General features: G+C 62.1%; 14 protein-coding genes and 2 pseudogenes. 11 read left to right on the forward strand and 5 right to left on the reverse strand.

The window, feature by feature from the left end; translation table 11 throughout:
* The first annotated feature begins 62 nt into the window (after positions 1-62).
* The 10 genes from MESCI_RS06145 (at position 63) to MESCI_RS06190 (ending at position 11695) form a co-directional block, all read left to right on the forward strand.
* Positions 63-965 (forward strand): branched-chain amino acid ABC transporter permease, encoded by a 903-nt coding sequence (locus MESCI_RS06145; RefSeq protein WP_013529092.1) that lies wholly within the window; start codon positions 63-65, stop codon positions 963-965.
* 4 nt (positions 966-969) lie between these two features.
* On the forward strand, positions 970-2565 hold the full coding sequence (gene livM / locus MESCI_RS06150) for a high-affinity branched-chain amino acid ABC transporter permease LivM (RefSeq protein WP_013529093.1): 1596 nt from the start codon (positions 970-972) through the stop codon (positions 2563-2565).
* Positions 2565-4121: an ATP-binding cassette domain-containing protein gene (locus tag MESCI_RS06155; RefSeq protein WP_013529094.1), complete on the forward strand. Its 1557-nt coding sequence runs from the start codon at positions 2565-2567 to the stop codon at positions 4119-4121. The genes livM and MESCI_RS06155 overlap by 1 nt, the downstream gene beginning before the upstream one ends.
* Positions 4121-4849: an ABC transporter ATP-binding protein gene (locus tag MESCI_RS06160; RefSeq protein WP_013529095.1), complete on the forward strand. Its 729-nt coding sequence runs from the start codon at positions 4121-4123 to the stop codon at positions 4847-4849. The genes MESCI_RS06155 and MESCI_RS06160 overlap by 1 nt, the downstream gene beginning before the upstream one ends.
* Before the next feature lie 110 nt (positions 4850-4959).
* Complete coding sequence (locus MESCI_RS06165; RefSeq protein WP_013529096.1) at positions 4960-5307, forward strand: DUF6867 family protein; 348 nt, start codon at positions 4960-4962, stop codon at positions 5305-5307.
* Between the two features lie 137 nt (positions 5308-5444).
* Positions 5445-6563 carry a branched-chain amino acid ABC transporter substrate-binding protein gene (locus MESCI_RS06170; RefSeq protein ID WP_013529097.1) on the forward strand — a complete coding sequence of 373 codons (1119 nt, stop codon included), beginning with the start codon at positions 5445-5447 and terminating at the stop codon, positions 6561-6563.
* 291 nt (positions 6564-6854) lie between these two features.
* Positions 6855-10313: a pyruvate carboxylase gene (pyc, locus tag MESCI_RS06175; RefSeq protein ID WP_013529098.1), complete on the forward strand. Its 3459-nt coding sequence runs from the start codon at positions 6855-6857 to the stop codon at positions 10311-10313.
* Between the two features lie 160 nt (positions 10314-10473).
* Positions 10474-10734, forward strand: a complete 261-nt coding sequence (locus MESCI_RS06180; RefSeq protein ID WP_013529099.1) for a DUF2312 domain-containing protein — start codon at positions 10474-10476, stop codon at positions 10732-10734.
* Positions 10735-10935: 201 nt separating this feature from the next.
* Positions 10936-11376, forward strand: coding sequence for a hypothetical protein (locus MESCI_RS06185; protein WP_013529100.1), 441 nt, complete (start codon positions 10936-10938; stop codon positions 11374-11376).
* 7 nt (positions 11377-11383) lie between these two features.
* Complete coding sequence (locus MESCI_RS06190) at positions 11384-11695, forward strand: hypothetical protein (protein ID WP_013529101.1); 312 nt, start codon at positions 11384-11386, stop codon at positions 11693-11695.
* Between the two features lie 100 nt (positions 11696-11795).
* On the opposite strand, the gene msrB is transcribed toward MESCI_RS06190, so the two are convergent.
* From msrB to MESCI_RS06215, 5 genes and pseudogenes are all read right to left on the reverse strand, one after another.
* Complete coding sequence (gene msrB, locus MESCI_RS06195; protein WP_013529102.1) at positions 11796-12200, reverse strand: peptide-methionine (R)-S-oxide reductase MsrB; 405 nt, start codon at positions 12198-12200, stop codon at positions 11796-11798.
* Between the two features lie 195 nt (positions 12201-12395).
* Positions 12396-13194: pseudogene (locus MESCI_RS06200) on the reverse strand (MBL fold metallo-hydrolase).
* 19 nt (positions 13195-13213) lie between these two features.
* Entirely contained in the window at positions 13214-14404 is a 1191-nt protein-coding gene (locus tag MESCI_RS06205) for a vWA domain-containing protein (protein WP_013529103.1), read from the reverse strand.
* Positions 14405-14410: 6 nt separating this feature from the next.
* Positions 14411-14857: a GNAT family N-acetyltransferase gene (locus MESCI_RS06210; RefSeq protein WP_013529104.1), complete on the reverse strand. Its 447-nt coding sequence runs from the start codon at positions 14855-14857 to the stop codon at positions 14411-14413.
* Between the two features lie 65 nt (positions 14858-14922).
* Positions 14923-15786, reverse strand: coding sequence for a LysR family transcriptional regulator (locus tag MESCI_RS06215; protein WP_013529105.1), 864 nt, complete (start codon positions 15784-15786; stop codon positions 14923-14925).
* Between the two features lie 112 nt (positions 15787-15898).
* Between MESCI_RS06215 and MESCI_RS06220 the strand changes: the two are divergent.
* Positions 15899-17489: pseudogene (locus MESCI_RS06220) on the forward strand (MFS transporter).
* Positions 17490-17493 lie beyond the last annotated feature (4 nt).

Below are 17493 nucleotides of genomic sequence, written 5' to 3' on the forward strand. Positions count from 1 at the left end.
CTAGGGGAAATACGAAAAGGAATGCGTCTGCATGGGCGACATTCCAGGGGAGCCATGTACACATGCAGTACTTTGTCCAGCAGCTTATCAACGGGCTGACGCTGGGATCGATCTATGGGCTGATCGCGATCGGCTACACGATGGTCTACGGCATCATCGGTATGATCAATTTCGCCCATGGCGACATCTTCATGGTGGGTGCCTTCACGGCACTGATCGTCTTCCTCGCCCTTGGCGCGCTGTTCTATTCCGTGCCGGTTGTGCTGGCGCTGCTGATCATGATGATCGTGGCGATGCTGCTCACCAGCCTCTACAACTGGACGATCGAAAAGGTGGCCTACCGGCCGCTGCGCGGTTCGTTCCGACTGGCCCCGCTGATCACTGCCATCGGCATGTCGATCGCGCTGTCGAACTTCGTCCAGGTGACGCAGGGTCCCCGCAACAAGCCGATCCCGCCGATGGTCAGCCAGGTTTACAACATCAACGGCATCAGCGTGTCGCTGAAACAGATCATCATCGTCGTCGTCACGGCGCTGCTGCTGGCGCTGTTCTGGTATCTGGTCAACAAGACCTCGCTTGGACGAGCGCAACGGGCCTGTGAGCAGGACCGCAAGATGGCGGCGCTGCTCGGCATCGATGTCGACCGTACCATCTCGATCACCTTCATCATGGGTGCGGCCCTTGCCGCGGTCGCCGGCACTTTGTTCCTGATGTATTACGGCGTCATTGCCTTCTCGGATGGTTTCACGCCGGGCGTGAAAGCCTTCACGGCGGCGGTGCTGGGCGGCATCGGTTCGCTGCCGGGCGCGGTGGTCGGCGGGCTGATGATCGGCTTCATCGAGAGCATGTGGTCGGCCTATTTCTCGATCGACTACAAGGATGTCGCGGCGTTCTCGATCCTGGCCATCGTGCTGATCTTCCTGCCTTCCGGCATATTGGGCCGGCCAGAAGTCGAAAAGGTCTGAGACTATGGCCGTCACCGTATCTCCGGAGCGCGACACCGTCGCCACCCCCATGCAGCGCGCATTGCGTGAGGCGCTCTATGCCGCTGCCATATCGTTTGGCCTGTTCGTGCTGTTCATCGGCCTGAAGACCGGCCAGAACATTTCCAATGAACTGGTCCTGACGACACGCTGGGGCCTGCTTGCCGCCGTGGTTATCGCCACGGCTGTCGGGCGCTTCCTCTATGTCGCCTATGGACAGCCCTTCCTGGCCAACCAGAAGATCACCGACGTCGCCACCGGCCTGCTGCCGGCCAGCGTGGCGTCACGCTTCTTCCAGTTGCCGGCCTTCATCGTGGCCTTGGTCGCGGCGGTGGTGTTGTTTGCGGTCAACAGCTCTCTCGTCGGATGGGTGGGAGCGGAGCCGGCGGGCTATCTGCAGTTCCTGCGCGCCTTGTCGGTCATCTATGTGCTGGCCTGCGTGATCTATTATTTCCGCGGCTTCATTCATGCCAACTTCACCAAACTCGGCATTGCCGCGCTGATCCTCTATCCGATCCTGGTGGTGGCGATCCTGTCGCTGATGTCCTGGTCGTTCGTCGGCGGACTGCAAGGCTCGCTGAAATGGGTCGACAATTTCGGCATCCAGATCCTGATCTATGTGATGCTGGCCTGGGGCCTGAACATTGTCGTTGGCCTCGCCGGCCTGCTCGACCTCGGTTATGTCGCCTTCTACGCGGTCGGCGCCTATGCCTATGCGCTGCTCGGCACGCAGTACGGCCTGTCGTTCTGGATCCTTTTGCCGGCCGCCGGCGCCATGGCCGCCTTCTGGGGCGTGCTGCTCGGTTTCCCGGTGCTGCGCCTGCGCGGCGATTACCTGGCGATCGTCACCTTGGCTTTCGGTGAGATCATCCGCCTGGTGCTGATCAACTGGCGGGAGGTCACCAACGGTTCAGCCGGTATTTCCGGCATCCCGAAGGTCACCTTCTTCGGCCTGATGACCTTCAACGTGTCGGACCCCAATTACGTCGCCAAGGTGCTGCATCTGGCGACATCGAGCGCCTACTACAAGATCTTCCTCTATTACCTGATCCTGGCGCTGGCGCTGCTGACAGCCTTCGTCACCATCCGGCTGCGGCGCATGCCGGTCGGCCGTGCCTGGGAAGCGTTGCGCGAGGACGAGATCGCCTGCCGCTCGCTCGGCATCAACACCACCACCACGAAGCTTACGGCCTTTGCCACGGGTGCGATGTTCGGCGGCTTCGCCGGCGCATTCTTCGCCGCACGGCAGGGCTTCGTCAGCCCGGAATCCTTCGTCTTCCTGGAATCGGCCATCATCCTGGCCATCGTGGTTCTCGGTGGCATGGGCTCGCTGGTCGGCATAGCGGTCGCCGCAATGGTGATGATCGGCGGCACCGAGGCGTTGCGCGAACTCGACTTCCTCAAGCAGGTCTTCGGACCGGACTTCACACCGGAACTCTACCGCATGCTGCTGTTCGGCATGGCCATGGTCATCGTCATGCTGTGGAAGCCGCGCGGCTTCGTCGGCAGTCGTGAACCAACCGCCTTCCTGAAGGAGCGAAAGGCCGTCTCAAGCTCCTTCACCAAGGAAGGACACGGCTGATGAATGCGAACCCTGTTCAGAAAGCCGCTTCGGGCATGAACGACGCTATCCTTCAGGTCGATCATCTGTCGATGAAGTTCGGTGGCCTGGTGGCCATCGGGGATCTGTCTTTCGCCGCCAAGCGCGGCGAGATCACCGCGCTGATCGGCCCCAACGGCGCCGGCAAGACCACGGTGTTCAATTGCATCACCGGCTTCTACAAGCCCTCGGAAGGCATGATCACGCTCAACCGGAACGATGGTTCGACCTTCCTGCTCGAGCGGCTGCCCAACCATGAAATCCCGGCGCGCGCCAAGGTGGCGCGCACCTTCCAGAACATCCGCCTGTTCTCCGGCATGACCCTGCTGGAGAACCTGCTGGTCGCCCAGCACAACAAACTGATGAAGGCATCGGGCTACACGGTGCTTGGCCTGTTCGGCTTCAGCGGCTATCGCAAGGCCTCGGCCGAATCGGTGGAGCTCGCCAAGCATTGGCTGGAAAAGGCCGATCTTGTCGACCGTGCCGACGACCCGGCCGGCGACCTGCCCTATGGCGCGCAGCGCCGTCTCGAGATCGCTCGCGCCATGTGCACGGGACCCGAGCTTCTGTGCCTCGACGAGCCGGCGGCCGGCCTCAATCCGAAGGAATCGGCGGCGCTCAACGAGCTGCTGATCGACATCAAGAACACATCCGGCGCCTCGATCCTGTTGATCGAGCACGACATGTCGGTGGTCATGCAGATCTCCGACCATGTCGTGGTGCTGGAGTATGGCCGCAAGATCTCCGACGGCAGTCCGCAGTCGGTGCGCACCGATCCGCGCGTCATCGCCGCCTATCTCGGCGTCGACGACGAGGAAGTCGAAGCGGTCCTTACCGAAGTCGGCGACGAAGATGTCATCGAACAGCTCGATACGGGGCCGGATGCCGCGCACGGTCCGGGAACATCGTCGTCCTATCTCGCCGGGCCGGTGACCGACACGGTCGGCCATAGTTCGGGCGAGCGGGTTACGGTGGCCAAGGGAGCGTCAAAGGCCGGTCAGGTCGACGCCAGGTCGCTCGCCGCGGCAAACAAGGCAGCCTCGCAGGCAGCCGTGCCGCCGGCGAAGGCAAAGCCTGCTCCGAAAGCGACGTCGAAGGCGGCAACCGGCACGGCGGCGAAGTCGACCGCATCCGCCAAGCCTGCGGCGAAGACTGGAGAGATCTCCAACCGGCTGGCTGCGCCTCGCGGCGGCAAGGCCGACAATTTGACCCGCATAAAGGGCATCGGTACGGTCAACGAGAAGAAGCTCAACGACCACGGCATCTTCCACTTCGACCAGATCGGCGCCTGGAAAAAGGCCGACGTCGAGGCCGCCGAAGCCTATCTTGCTTTTGACGGACGTATCGCGCGCGAGGAATGGGTCAAACAGGCTAGGCTGCTCGGCCAGGGCAGGGACACGGAATTTTCGCGCCGCGTGGATGCGGGCAAGGTGGCGACGAGCCATGCTTCCGCAAAGACTGCAAAGGCAGCCTCCGGAAAGACCGCGAGCAAGACCGCTGCCAAGCCCGTGGCGGGCAAGCGTGGAGGGGGCAAGTGATGGCCGCGACAACGCTGCTCGATATCAAGGGCGTGCAGACCTATTACGGCAACATCCGGGCGCTGAACGGCGTCGATGTCACCGTCAAGCAGGGTGAGATCGTTGCGCTGATCGGTGCCAATGGCGCCGGCAAGTCGACGCTGATGATGACTATTTTCGGTGCGCCGCGGGCTCGCGCCGGGACTATCACCTTTGCCGGCACCGACATAACCCAGATGCCGACGCACGAGATCGCGCGCATGCGCATTGCCCAATCGCCCGAGGGCCGGCGGATCTTTCCGCGCATGACGGTGATGGAAAACCTGCAGATGGGCGCCAGCCTCGACAACCTCAAGCACTATGACGAGGACGTCGAGAAGGTGTTCACGCTGTTCCCGCGTTTGAAGGAGCGCATCACCCAGCGCGGTGGCACGCTGTCGGGCGGTGAGCAGCAGATGCTGTCGATCGGACGCGCGCTGATGGCACGGCCGAAGCTGCTTTTGCTCGACGAGCCGTCGCTGGGTCTCGCGCCGCTGATCGTCAAACAGATCTTCGACGCCATCCGCGAACTGAACCGCACCCAGGGGCTGACCGTGTTCCTGGTCGAGCAGAACGCCTTCGGCGCGCTCAAGCTCGCCACGCGCGGCTACGTCATGGTCAACGGCAATGTGACGATGAGCGGCACCGGCAAGGAACTGCTCGCCAATCCGGAAGTGCGCGCCGCCTATCTCGAGGGCGGACACCACTGAGTTCGAAGCGGAATGCGTGCACCGCTATTCCGCTCCAGATTGTTTGTTTGTCGCATGATCTTTGTCCGGAAAGTCCGCAACTTTCGGGATCATGCTAAGGAGACTTCACCATGCAGGGCATTCTTTACGAGGAACCCTCGATCTGGCAGTTCTTCTTCGTCACCTGTCTGCTCGGCGGCTGGGCGGCGTGGATGACGGGCAAGGCCAGTGCCCAGACGTGGCGCAGCTTCATCCAGCTGTTCGCCTATGTGCTGGGCCTCGGCATCGCGATCCGCTTCATCCATCACGCGCTGTTCGGCGGCACCATGTTCTCGCTGCATTATTATGTCGTCGACACCATCGTGCTGATGATCCTCGGCTTCGTCGGCTATCAATACACGCGCACCAACCAGATGGTGACACAGTATAATTGGCTCTACGAAAGAGCTTCACTCTTGAGCTGGAAACCGAAAGGTTGACGTTCATCATTAACGCCGCCTCGAAATTGAATCGGCGTGACAAGTGCCTGAAAATCGGCAAACTATGCTTTCTGCGATAAGGGTGGGCATCGCATGAAAGCTTCATCCACGCCCACTCCGTTAATGGGAGCGTTTAAATGAAAAAGTCACTTTTGTCCGCCGTCGCCCTGACCGCGCTTGTCGCGTTCGGCGGCAGCGCGTGGGCTGACGTAATGATGGGCGTCGCGGGCCCGATCACCGGTCCGAACGCCGCCTTCGGCGCGCAGCTGCAGAAGGGGGCGGAAGCTGCTGTCGCCGACATCAATGCCAAGGGCGGCATCAACGGCGAGCAGATCAAGCTCGAAGTCGGCGACGACGTCTCCGATCCGAAGCAGGGTATCTCGGTCGCCAACAAGTTCGTCGGCGACGGCGTCAAGTTCGTGGTCGGCCACTTCAACTCCGGCGTCTCTATCCCGGCATCTGAAGTCTATGCGGAAAACGGCATCGTCGAAGTGACGCCGGCCGCGACCAACCCGCAATTCACCGAGCGCGGTCTGTGGAACGTGTTCCGCACCTGCGGACGCGACGATCAGCAGGGCAGCATTGCCGGCGCGTATCTCGCCGCCAACTTCAAGGACGCCAAGATCGCTGTCGTTCACGACAAGACCACCTATGGTCAGGGCCTTGCCGACGAAACCAAGAAGGCGATGAACGCCAAGGGCGTGACGGAAGTCATGTATGAAGGCATCAATGTCGGCGACAAGGACTTCTCGGCGCTGATCGCCAAGATGAAGGAAGCCGGCGTTTCCATCATCTATTGGGGCGGCCTGCACACCGAAGCCGGCCTGATCATCCGTCAGGCGGCCGACCAGGGCCTCAAGGCAACGCTGGTTTCCGGCGATGGCATCGTGTCGAACGAACTGGCTTCGATCGCTGGCGACGCAGTTGCGGGCACGCTCAACACGTTCGGCCCGGATCCGCGCCTGATCCCCGCCAACAAGGAACTCGTCGAGAAGTTCCGCGCGCAGGGTTTCGAGCCGGAAGCCTACACGCTCTACTCCTACGCCGCCGTGCAGGCGATCGCGGAAGCAGCGACCGCTGCCAAGTCGAACGACCCGCAGGCAGTTGCCAAGGCGCTGCATGAAAACGGCCCCTTCAAGACCGTTCTCGGCGACCTGTCCTATGACGCCAAGGGCGATCCGACGCTGCCCGGCTACGTCATGTACGAATGGAAGAAGGGCGACGACGGCAAGTACACCTACGTCCAGAAGATGTAAGCTCGTCAGTCTCCAGACCATTTACGGATGCCCGGCGCCTCGCGCCGGGCATTTTCTTTTGCCATCGTCATGTTCAGGGGCGGCCGATGGAGCCGATGCTTAGCCGGGCAATGATCGTGCATTAACCGGAAAGCCGGCTCTTTTTTGGCTGTTCGGAGGAATGGGAAGGGTCCTTGGCGCAATGATTCCATTTCAATCGGTTTAAATGCGCGTCAATTTCGTTTGCACTGCAGCATTTTCACGCTAATCATTGCGCCGATTTCTCTTCCTTCCGTTGCTGGAGCCCAGTCCTTGGCCATCACGAAGATCCTCGTCGCCAACCGGTCCGAAATCGCCATTCGCGTCTTCCGCGCGGCCAACGAACTCGGGCTCAAAACCGTGGCGATCTGGGCGGAGGAAGACAAATACTCCCTGCATCGCTTCAAGGCCGACGAGAGCTACCAGGTCGGACGCGGGCCGCATCTGACCAAGGACATGGGGCCGATCGAAAGCTATCTGTCGATCGAGGAGGTGATCCGCGTCGCCAGGCTGTCGGGTGCCGATGCTATCCATCCCGGCTACGGATTGTTGTCGGAAAGCCCCGAATTCGCCGACGCCTGTGCCGAAGCCGGCATTACCTTCATCGGGCCGAGGCCGGACACAATGCGGCGGCTCGGCAACAAGGTCGCGGCGCGCAATCTCGCCATCGAGGTCGGCGTGCCGGTGATCCCCGCCACCGATCCGTTGCCGGATGACATGGAGACGGTCAAGACACTGGCCAAGGAAATCGGCTATCCGGTGATGCTGAAGGCATCATGGGGCGGCGGCGGCCGCGGCATGCGGGCCATCCGCGCCGAAGCCGACCTTGCCCGTGAAGTCACCGAAGGCAAGCGCGAGGCGAAAGCCGCCTTCGGCAAGGACGAGGTCTATCTCGAAAAGCTGATCGAGCGCGCCCGTCATGTCGAGGTGCAGGTGCTGGGCGATACCCATGGCAATGCCGTGCACCTGTTCGAGCGCGACTGTTCGATCCAGCGCCGCAACCAGAAGGTCGTCGAGCGGGCGCCGGCGCCCTATCTCGAAATATCGCAGCGCGAGGAGCTTTGCGGCCATGCGCTCAAGATCGCCCGCGAAACCAGCTATATCGGCGCCGGCACGGTCGAGTTCCTGCAGGATGCCGACACCGGCAAATTCTATTTCATCGAGGTCAACCCGCGCATCCAGGTCGAGCACACCGTCACCGAGCAGGTGACGGGCATCGATATCGTCAAGGCGCAGATCCATATCCTCGACGGCTTTGCCATCGGCACACCGGAATCAGGCGTGCCGGCACAGAAGGACATAAGGCTGAACGGCCACGCGCTGCAGTGCCGCATCACCACGGAAGATCCCGAGCACAATTTCATCCCGGATTACGGCCGCATCACCGCCTATCGCGGCGCGACGGGCTTCGGCATCCGCCTCGATGGCGGCACCGCCTATTCGGGCGCGGTCATCACCCGCTTCTACGATCCGCTGCTGGAGAAGGTGACGGCGTGGGCGCCGACGCCGGCCGAGACGATCGCCCGCATGAATCGGGCGCTGCGCGAGTTCCGCATCCGCGGCGTCGCCACCAATTTGACCTTCCTCGAAGCGATCATCAACCATCCGAGCTTCGCCGACAATTCCTACACGACCAAGTTCATCGACACGACGCCGGAACTGTTCCAGCAGGTCAAGCGCCAGGACCGCGCCACCAAGCTCATCAACTATCTCGCCGACGTCAGCGTCAACGGCCATCCCGAGACGCGCGGCCGACCGCAGCCGAAGGCCGACGCCGCGGCACCCGTGGTGCCTTACCTCAACGGCAATGTGCCCGGCGGCAGCAAGCAGAAGCTGGATGTGCTGGGCCCGCAGAAGTTCGCCGCCTGGATGCGCGATCAGAAGGAGGTTCTGGTCACCGACACGACGATGCGTGATGGCCATCAATCGCTGCTGGCGACGCGCATGCGCACGCATGACATTGCCGGCATCGCCGGTACCTATGCGCGTGCCTTGCCGCAGCTTCTATCGCTGGAATGCTGGGGTGGCGCCACCTTCGACGTCGCCATGCGCTTCCTCACCGAGGATCCGTGGGAGCGGCTGTCGCTGGTGCGCGAGGCGGCGCCCAATCTGCTGTTGCAGATGCTGCTGCGCGGTGCCAATGGCGTCGGCTACACCAACTATCCCGACAATGTCGTGCAGCATTTCGTCAAGCAGGCAGCAAGCGGTGGCATCGACCTGTTCCGGGTCTTCGATTGCCTGAACTGGGTCGACAACATGCGCGTCGCCATGGATGCGGTCGGAGCCGAAGGCAAGCTGATCGAAGCGGCGATCTGCTACACCGGCGATATCCTCGATCCGGCGCGGGCGAAATACGACCTCAAATACTATGTCGGCCTGGCCAGGGAATTGCAGGCGGCCGGCGCCCACATCATCGCCGTCAAGGACATGGCCGGCCTGCTGAAGCCTTCCGCAGCACGCGTGCTGTTCAAGGCGCTGCGCGAGGCGACCGACCTGCCGATCCATTTCCACACCCACGACACGTCGGGCCTGTCGGCGGCGACGGTGCTGGCGGCGGTGGAAAGCGGCGTCGACGCCATAGACGCGGCGATGGATGCCTTCTCCGGCAACACCTCGCAGCCATGCCTTGGCTCACTCGTCGAGGCGCTGAAGGGCACCGAACGCGACCCCGGTCTCGACCCGCAATGGATCAGGAAGATCTCGTTCTACTGGGAAGCGGTGCGCAACCAGTACGCCGCCTTCGAAAGCGACCTCAAGGGGCCGGCCTCGGAAGTCTATCTGCACGAGATGCCGGGCGGCCAGTTCACCAATCTGAAGGAACAGGCTCGCTCGCTCGGATTGGAGACGCGCTGGCACGAGGTGGCGCAGACCTATCACGACGTCAATCTGATGTTCGGCGACATCGTCAAGGTGACGCCGTCGTCCAAGGTCGTCGGCGACATGGCATTGATGATGGTCAGCCAGGACCTGACCGTTGCCGATGTCGAAAACCCGGATAGGGATATCGCCTTCCCGGATTCGGTCGTCTCGATGCTGCGCGGCGACCTCGGCCAGTCGCCAGGCGGGTGGCCGGTGGCGCTGCAGAGGAAGGCGCTCAAAGGCGACAAGCCGATCACGGTGCGGCCCGGCTCGCTTCTCAAGCCAGCCGACCTCAAGGCCAACCGCAAGGAAATCGAGGAGAAGCTCGAGCGCAAGCTGTCGGAATTCGAATTCGCCTCGTGGCTGATGTATCCGAAGGTGTTCACGGATTTCGCCGGCGCGCAGGAAACCTATGGGCCGGTCAGCGTGCTGCCGACGCCGACGTATTTCTACGGCATGAAGCCGGAAGACGAGATCTTCGTCGACATCGAGAAGGGCAAGACGCTGGTGGTGCGGTGCCTGGCCATCGGCGATGTCGACGAGAAGGGCATGGTCACCGTGTTCTTCGAGCTCAACGGCCAGCCGCGCCGTGTCAAGGTGCCCGACCGGGCGCATGGCGCGTCCGCCGCCAAGGCCCGCCGCAAGGCCGAACCCGGCAACGAGGCGCATGTCGGCGCACCGATGCCGGGCGTCGTTTCTGCGCTTTCGGTGGCTGCCGGCCAGGCTGTGAAGGCCGGTGACGTGCTGCTTTCCATCGAAGCGATGAAGATGGAGACGGCGCTGCATGCCGAGCGCGACGGCACGGTCGCCGAGGTGCTGGTCAAGGCAGGCGACCAGATCGATGCCAAGGATCTGCTGATCGCTTTCAGCTAATTGATACCTTCCTGGGGGATCGCTGTCCGCATCGTGGCGGCAGCGTCAGTTCGATCATCGATAACAGCTTGACCCGCCGCCGCCGGTCGGGCATCGAGCCCGCTCAATTCGCCGCTGCATGCATCCCGAGTCGCGGCGCAGAAACGATGTGGAGAAAAATATGGCCGACGATATCACCGATACCAGCCAGACTGTTGCCGCCGGCCAGCTGCGTGCCTTCATCGAGCGCATAGAGCGGCTCGAGGAAGAGAAGAAGACCATTTCCGACGACATCAAGGAAGTGTTCGCCGAGGCCAAGGGCACAGGCTTCGACACCAAGGCGATGCGCACGATCATCCGGCTGCGCAAGAAGGACCAGGCCGAGCGTCAGGAAGAGGAAACCATCCTCGATCTGTATAAGGCCGCACTCGGCATGGTGTAGAGACCGTCTGGAAATTCTACTCCGGCGGCCATCTGGTGGCGTTTTCTGCGCTTCCCTAGTTCTACTGCAATGCAGTAGAACTGAGCTCACGTACTTTAAGTACGCTCCGCTCCGGTTCTCGAAACCACCACCATATGACTCGCCGGAGCGAATTTCGAAACAGTCTCCGGCCGAGCATGATGCCGGAGCGAGCATCGAGCCATGAGCGAATTCGACTTCGGCGCCCGCCGCGCCTCTGAATTCCGCCAGCGCGGCTTCTGGACGCTGTTCGCCGAGCGGCATCCGGAAGAAAGGGCTCTGATGGCGAGGCGCGGACCCTGGTTCTGGCAGCGCGGGCTGCCCGATTTCGCCTTGGTCCTTTCCATGTATGTCGCGCCGGCGCAGAGCCAGGTCGGCGTCTTCTTCGGCCGCAACGAGAAGTTCGGCGCCACGCAAGCGTGGTCGCGGTTGAAACCGTTCCAGCCTGATATCGAAGCCAGGCTGAAGCTCAGGCCGGAACAGAGTTGCGAGGATCTCGGCATCAATTCGATGTGGCGGGTGAACTGCTATGCCGAGGACAACTGGCCAGCCATGGCCGACTGGCTGGTGACCGAATGTTCGCGTTTCGAGCGCGCGGTAACCGAAGTCCTGAGGCAGGGATAGACATCCGGTGTTGCCAGAGGGTATCGGCTCCTTTTTCCGCTCACGCTGGCAAGGCCAGGTGCCGCTCGACCGGCTGTTCTGGCGCGACCTTGTTCTTGTCGGCACGGCGCTCAACGTAGCATCTCTGGTGGCCGCGATCGTCCTGCTCGGACTGAAGCTGCCGCTCGCGCTGGTTCTGGCGGTGCATTTCGCACCGGTGCCCTACAACCTCTTTCTGACCTTTTCCGTATGGCGAACCACGCAAAAGGCCGGTGGCGCCAAGGCCTCACTGATGACGCTCGGCGCCACATTATGGCTGATCCTGACGGTCGTGGTCTGAGAGCGGACACGGGCGCCCACCGCGTTCGCCGGGTTCGGCCGGGGGGCAATGAAAAGGGCGGCCGCAGCCGCCCTTTTCATTCATTCAATCGAATTTCGGTTCAGGCCGCCGGCTCGAATTTCAGCGCCACGCCGTTGATGCAATAGCGCAGGCCGGTCGGCGGCGGGCCGTCCTCGAAGACATGGCCGAGATGGCTGCCGCAGCGGGCGCAATGGCATTCGGTGCGAACCATGCCGTAGCTGCGGTCGACGGTGTTTTCGACCGAACCCGGCACCGGGTCGTTGAAGCTCGGCCAGCCGGTGCCGCTCTCGAACTTCAGCTTGGATTCAAACAAAGGCTGGTCGCAGCCGACGCAGGAAAAGGTGCCGGCGCGCTTCTCGTAGAGCAAAGCGCAACTTCCCGGCCGCTCGGTGCCGTGGCCGCGCATGACGGCATACTGCTCCGGCGTCAGCCGGGCGCGCCATTCGGCGTCGGTGCGGGTTACAGGGTAGGTGTGGGTGTCCATTCGATCTCCTCAGCCTTGCCGGCTCGCCACTACAGCGCCGCGCGCCCATCGGACGCGCAAAGGACGCTGTAGTACTTTGGTTTTGCGCATGATCCTTTCCGAACCGGAGGTTCGGGACCATGCGCGGATTGCAACCTCATATTCGCACCAAGATAGGCATTTGTTACGCGATTTGCCCGCATTTCGATCGGATTGTCATGCGATTGCCGCGAGATAGCGATCGACCGAAGCAGCGAACGCCGCTTTTGCGCCCCCGATGACATTCTGGTTCCACCATGCACCATAGATATGGTCGAACGCGAATGGCTCCAGTGCCGCCGCGATGCGGCGCACGGCCGCTGCATTGAGCGGAATGTAGTTCGGATAGCTGTACATGAAGCTGACATGGCGGCGCGTCGGCGTCACCTGCAAGATATCGCCGGCCAGCAAGACGTCGCCGACATCGCGTTTCCAGTGCAGCACCTGACCGCCGGCAAAGTGGCCGCCGCAGCGGATGAGCGTCAGCGAAGGGTTTATGGCCAGCGTCTCGCCTTCCCAACTGACGATCGCCTTGTGCGGTCGCATGATCCATTGGCGGTCGTCGGCATGGAGATAAATCGGCACGCCGCCAAACGCCTCGCTCCAACTGGCCATCACCGAATAATAGTGGCAGTGCGAGATGGCGATCGCCGCCAGGCCACCGCGGCGGTTGATCTCGGCCACCGCCTCGTCGCTGACCATCGGAACGCAGTCCCACAGCACGTTGCCGTGCGGCGTCTGCGCCAGCAGCGCCCGTTGGCCCGATGGCGAAGCGCGGCTCGATGCCGAAGGCGAGAACGCCGGCATCGTCCTTCATAACAAGCCGGTGTCCTTCGGCAAGTTCCTCCGGCGTGATCCACGCTTGGCCCTCCCAGCGCACATATTGGCGCTCGTCCTCGCAGATCGGGCAATGTTCTGGCGGCGTCTCTGTCGCCGCGAACTGGACGCCGCATTGCAGGCAGAGGAAGCAGGTCATCGGATCTCCTGTCGGTCTTTCAGTGCTTTCTTGAAAGCTGCTTGGTCGCGCCCTCCAGCCCGGCCAGCGTCAGCGGGAACATGCGGCCGCCGAAAATGTCGCGGATCATCGCAACCGAATGGGTGTAGCCCCAGTTCTTGGGATCTTCGGGGTTCAGCCATACCGCGTTCGGCCATTGCTGCAGCAGACGGCCGAGCCAGACGCTGCCCGCCTCCGGATTCCAGTGCTCGACCGAACCGCCGGGGTGAGCGATCTCGTAAGGGCTCATCGAGGCGTCGCCGACGACGATCACCTTGTAGTCCGGACCGTATTTGTGAAGCAGGTCGAAGGTCGGAATCACCTCGGCATGCCTGCGGCGATTGTCCTTCCACACGCCCTCATAGAGGCAGTTGTGGAAATAGAAATATTCGAGCTGGCGGAATTCGGCGCGGGCGGCCGAGAACAGCTCCTCGACGCTTTTGATGTGGTCGTCCATCGAGCCGCCGACATCGAAGAACATCAACAGCTTCACCGCGTTGCGCCGCTCTGGCCGCGTCTGCACGTCGAGATAGCCGTGTTCGGCCGTGGCGTGGATGGTTCCGGGCAGGTCGAACTCTTCCTCGGCGCCCTCGCGCACCCAGCGACGCAGGCGTTTCAGCGCGATCTTGATGTTGCGGGTGCCGAGTTCGACGGCATCGTCGAAATTCCTGAACTCGCGCTTGTCCCAGACCTTCACCGCGCGGCGGTTGCGGCTTTCATGCTGGCCGATGCGCACGCCTTCGGGATTGTAGCCATAGGCGCCGAATGGCGAGGTTCCGCCGGTGCCGATCCATTTCGAGCCGCCCTGGTGGCGACCTTTTTGCTCCTCGAGTCGCTGTTTCAAAGTCTCCATCAGCTTTTCGAACCCGCCGAGCGCCTCGACCAGTCTTTTCTCCTCGTCGGTCAGGTGCTTTTCGGCGAGGCGGCGCAACCATTCCTCGGGGATATTGGCGACGTCCAGCGCGTCCGGTCCGCCCAGCGCTTCAATGCCCTTGAAGACATGCGCGAACACCTGGTCGAAGCGGTCGATGTGGCGCTCGTCCTTCACCAGGGCGGCGCGGGCGAGGTAATAAAAACCTTCGACGTCGTAGTCGACCAACCCGGCTTCCAGCCCTTCGAGCAGCGACAGATATTCCCTGAGCGAGACGGGAACGCGTGCAGCCTTCAGTTCAAGGAAGAAGGGGATGAACATGGCCGGTTACAGCAAATCATACTCGATGAAGCCCGTGCGGCGGGCGACGTGGTCGTAAAGCTTGCGCGCGGTGGCGTTGGTCTCGTGCGTCATCCAGTAGACATTCTTGACGCCGATCTTTGCCGCCTCTTCCTTCACTGCGTTGATAAGGGCGGCGCCGATCCCCTTGCCACGCACATCCGGGTCGGCGAACAAATCCTGCAGATAGCAGTTGTTTTTCTCCGACCAGCCGGAGCGGTGGTACAGGTAGTGCGTGAGACCGACCGCCTTGCCGTCCAGTGTGGCGATGAAGCCTTTTGGCTCGAATTCGCCCGGAGTGAACAGCCGCTTCCAGGTGACGGCGTAGACCTCTTCCGGCAGCTTCGTCTCATAGAAGGTGAGATAGTCGGTCCACAGGCGCCGCCAATCGGCGTGGTCGGACTGCGCGAGCGGGCGGACGATTATTTCGGACATTTCGTTCCCTCTGAAGTCTGGAACCCGATCCATACCAATAGAATCGGGATCAGGAACACCCTTGCCTATTCGGCAGGCGAATTATATTCGCGAAAAGCGGTCGCGAGCATGTGCAGCGCCTCCCGCGCCCGCGGCGGCAGAGCGTGCGACTGCAAAACGATCTCGGACGGGGGAATTGGTGGCAGGCCGAGTTTGCGGCCCACCTCGATCAAGCCCGGGGGCACAACCCGGTAAGCGAGGGCGGAAAGGGCAAAGCCCGCCGATACCGCGATGTTGACGGCAGCGCCGCCGCCGCCGACGAAAGCCTCATTCCAGGCGATGCCTGCCCGGTCCAGCGCCTCGACCGCTCTCATACGGTCCGGGCAATTGCATCTGGTGCTTAAAAGAGCCAGGCGCAGGGGCGTGCCTGGTCGCCATTCGAAGCCAGGTGCCGCGAACCAGCCATAGTGGGTGCGCGACAAAGCTTCACCGCGTCGACTGTCATCTTCCTGGTGCACAATCACCGCATCGAGTTCGCCGCGATCGAAAGCTTCTTCCAGCATGGAGCTGGTATCGATCCGTATGTTGAGCGCGAGCGACGGATCGTGGGCATGAAGCTGGGCGATCAGCGTGGAAAGCTCAGGCCCCGCGACATGATCGACGAAGCCGAGCGCAAGCCGACATGGCGCCGCGGAAAATTCCGCGACGGCGCGTTCATGGGCGGCAAGGAATTCGCGGGCCACGGGCAGGAAGACAGCCCCCCTTTCCGACAGTGCCACGCGGCGCGGGGTTCGTTCGATCAAACGTGCGCCGAGCTTTTCCTCGAGCCGCCGCAACTTGACGCTGATCGTCGCCTGGGTGCTGCCAAGTGCTGCAGCCGCCCGGGTGAAGCTCTGCAGGTCGGCCACCATGACGAAAGTGCGCACGGCATCGACATCGAGACTGGCCATCTCCGTCATTCCATTTTGTTATCTCTGAAATAGAAATGCATAGTCTTTTTTCATGGTCAAGCCTCGTCTATGTCATCTCGACCGCAGTTTGAAGAGCCAGCCCGGTTCCAGAATGCTTCGACAGAAAGTGATCGACATGACGTTTCAAATCGACCGAAACACCGTTGCGCTTGCCGGGGCCTGCCTTGCCTCGCTGCTGTTCGGCCTCGAAATCTCCAGCGTCCCGGTGATCCTTCCGAGACTGGAAAGCGTGCTCGCCGCCGACTTCAAGGATCTGCAATGGATCATGAACGCCTACACCATTGCCTGCACCACGGTGCTGATGGCGACAGGAACGCTGGCCGACCGCTTCGGCCGCAAACGGGTGATGGTGATCGCCACCATCGCCTTCGGCCTGGCCTCACTGCTGTGCGGCCTCGCGCCGAGCGCTTCGCTCCTCATCATTGCACGCTTCCTGCAAGGCCTGGCGGGAGGGGCGATGTTCACTTGCAGCGTGGCCGTCTTGTCCCACCAGTTTCAGGACGGCAGCGAACGCGGCAAGGCTTTTGTGGCCTGGAGCGTCGTCTCGGGGATCGGGCTTGGCTTTGGTCCCGCCATCGGTGGATTGCGTCGCGTTCTCGAGCTGGCAGTGGGTGTTCCTCATCCATGTGCCGCTTGCCATCCTTGCGCTGGTCTTCATCGGTGCCGGTGTCACCGAATCACGCGACCACAATGCCCAGAAGCTTGACCGTGCCGGTATCCTGACGCTCTCGTTCGCGGTGTTCGGCTTCTCCTATCTGATCACGCAAGGGGCCGATCTCGGCTCTGGCGCCCGCATCGGCGTAGCAAGTGCTGCCGTGCTGGCCTTCGCCGCGTTCCTCGTTGCCGAGAAGATCAGCCCCTACCCGATGTTCGATTTCTCGGTGTTTCGGATCCGTCAATTTTCGGGAGCGATCATGGGCGGCATCGGCATGAATTTCAGCTATTGGCCGTTCATCATCTATCTGCCGATCTATTTTTCGGGTGTGCTCGGCTACGACAGCACCACGACCGGCCTGCTGCTGCTCGTCTACACGCTTCCCTTGATGCTGATGTCCTCGACCGCCGAGCGCCTGCGCGCCCGCTATCAGGCGCGGGTGGCGATCCCGCTCGGGTTGCTGACATTGGGGGTCGGCTTTATCGCCATGAGGATAGGTTCGAGCCTTGAGGGAACCAGCTGGCTGACCATGCTGCCCGGTACGCTGATCGCCGGTATCGGTATCGGCCTCACCAACTCACCGACCACCAACACCACGACGGGTTCGGTGTCGCCGGATCGCGCCGGCATGGCTTCGGGCATCGATATCAGCGCGCGGCTGATCACGCTCGCCATCAACATCGCGGTGCTGGGCCTGCTGTTGACGCAGGGAATTGCTTCCTATCTCAAAACCGCATTGGGCACTGCCCTTGACCCGGACGAATTGCGCGCGTTGGCGGAAAAGATCGCCACCGGAAATCTCGATGGGCTCTCGCAATATTCGCCCAGGCTGGCGACCCTCGACCCGTCCGGCGCGCTTGCGCATGCCGCCTTGGTCAACGGTTTTGGCTGGGTCATGCTCTATAGCGGGATCGGCGTTCTTGCCCTTGCCGTCATCAGCTTCGTCGTCTTCGGCCCCAGAAACGTCGCGCCGCAAGAGGCAAGGGACCGTCATCTTGCTCAGGGCGCAAGCGAAGCTCGATCGTAGCCAG

It is taken from the genome of Mesorhizobium ciceri biovar biserrulae WSM1271 (assembly GCF_000185905.1).
Lineage (GTDB): Bacteria > Pseudomonadota > Alphaproteobacteria > Rhizobiales > Rhizobiaceae > Mesorhizobium > Mesorhizobium ciceri.

Coding starts and splice junctions, on each gene's coding strand:
- MESCI_RS06145 (WP_013529092.1), top strand. CDS start 63: ATGCAGTACTTTGTCCAGCAGCTTATCAACGGGCTGACGCTGGGATCG.
- livM (WP_013529093.1), top strand. CDS start 970: ATGGCCGTCACCGTATCTCCGGAGCGCGACACCGTCGCCACCCCCATG.
- MESCI_RS06155 (WP_013529094.1), top strand. CDS start 2,565: ATGAATGCGAACCCTGTTCAGAAAGCCGCTTCGGGCATGAACGACGCT.
- MESCI_RS06160 (WP_013529095.1), top strand. CDS start 4,121: ATGGCCGCGACAACGCTGCTCGATATCAAGGGCGTGCAGACCTATTAC.
- MESCI_RS06165 (WP_013529096.1), top strand. CDS start 4,960: ATGCAGGGCATTCTTTACGAGGAACCCTCGATCTGGCAGTTCTTCTTC.
- MESCI_RS06170 (WP_013529097.1), top strand. CDS start 5,445: ATGAAAAAGTCACTTTTGTCCGCCGTCGCCCTGACCGCGCTTGTCGCG.
- MESCI_RS06180 (WP_013529099.1), top strand. CDS start 10,474: ATGGCCGACGATATCACCGATACCAGCCAGACTGTTGCCGCCGGCCAG.
- MESCI_RS06185 (WP_013529100.1), top strand. CDS start 10,936: ATGAGCGAATTCGACTTCGGCGCCCGCCGCGCCTCTGAATTCCGCCAG.
- msrB (WP_013529102.1), bottom strand. CDS start 12,200: ATGGACACCCACACCTACCCTGTAACCCGCACCGACGCCGAATGGCGC.
- MESCI_RS06205 (WP_013529103.1), bottom strand. CDS start 14,404: ATGTTCATCCCCTTCTTCCTTGAACTGAAGGCTGCACGCGTTCCCGTC.
- MESCI_RS06210 (WP_013529104.1), bottom strand. CDS start 14,857: ATGTCCGAAATAATCGTCCGCCCGCTCGCGCAGTCCGACCACGCCGAT.
- MESCI_RS06215 (WP_013529105.1), bottom strand. CDS start 15,786: ATGGCCAGTCTCGATGTCGATGCCGTGCGCACTTTCGTCATGGTGGCC.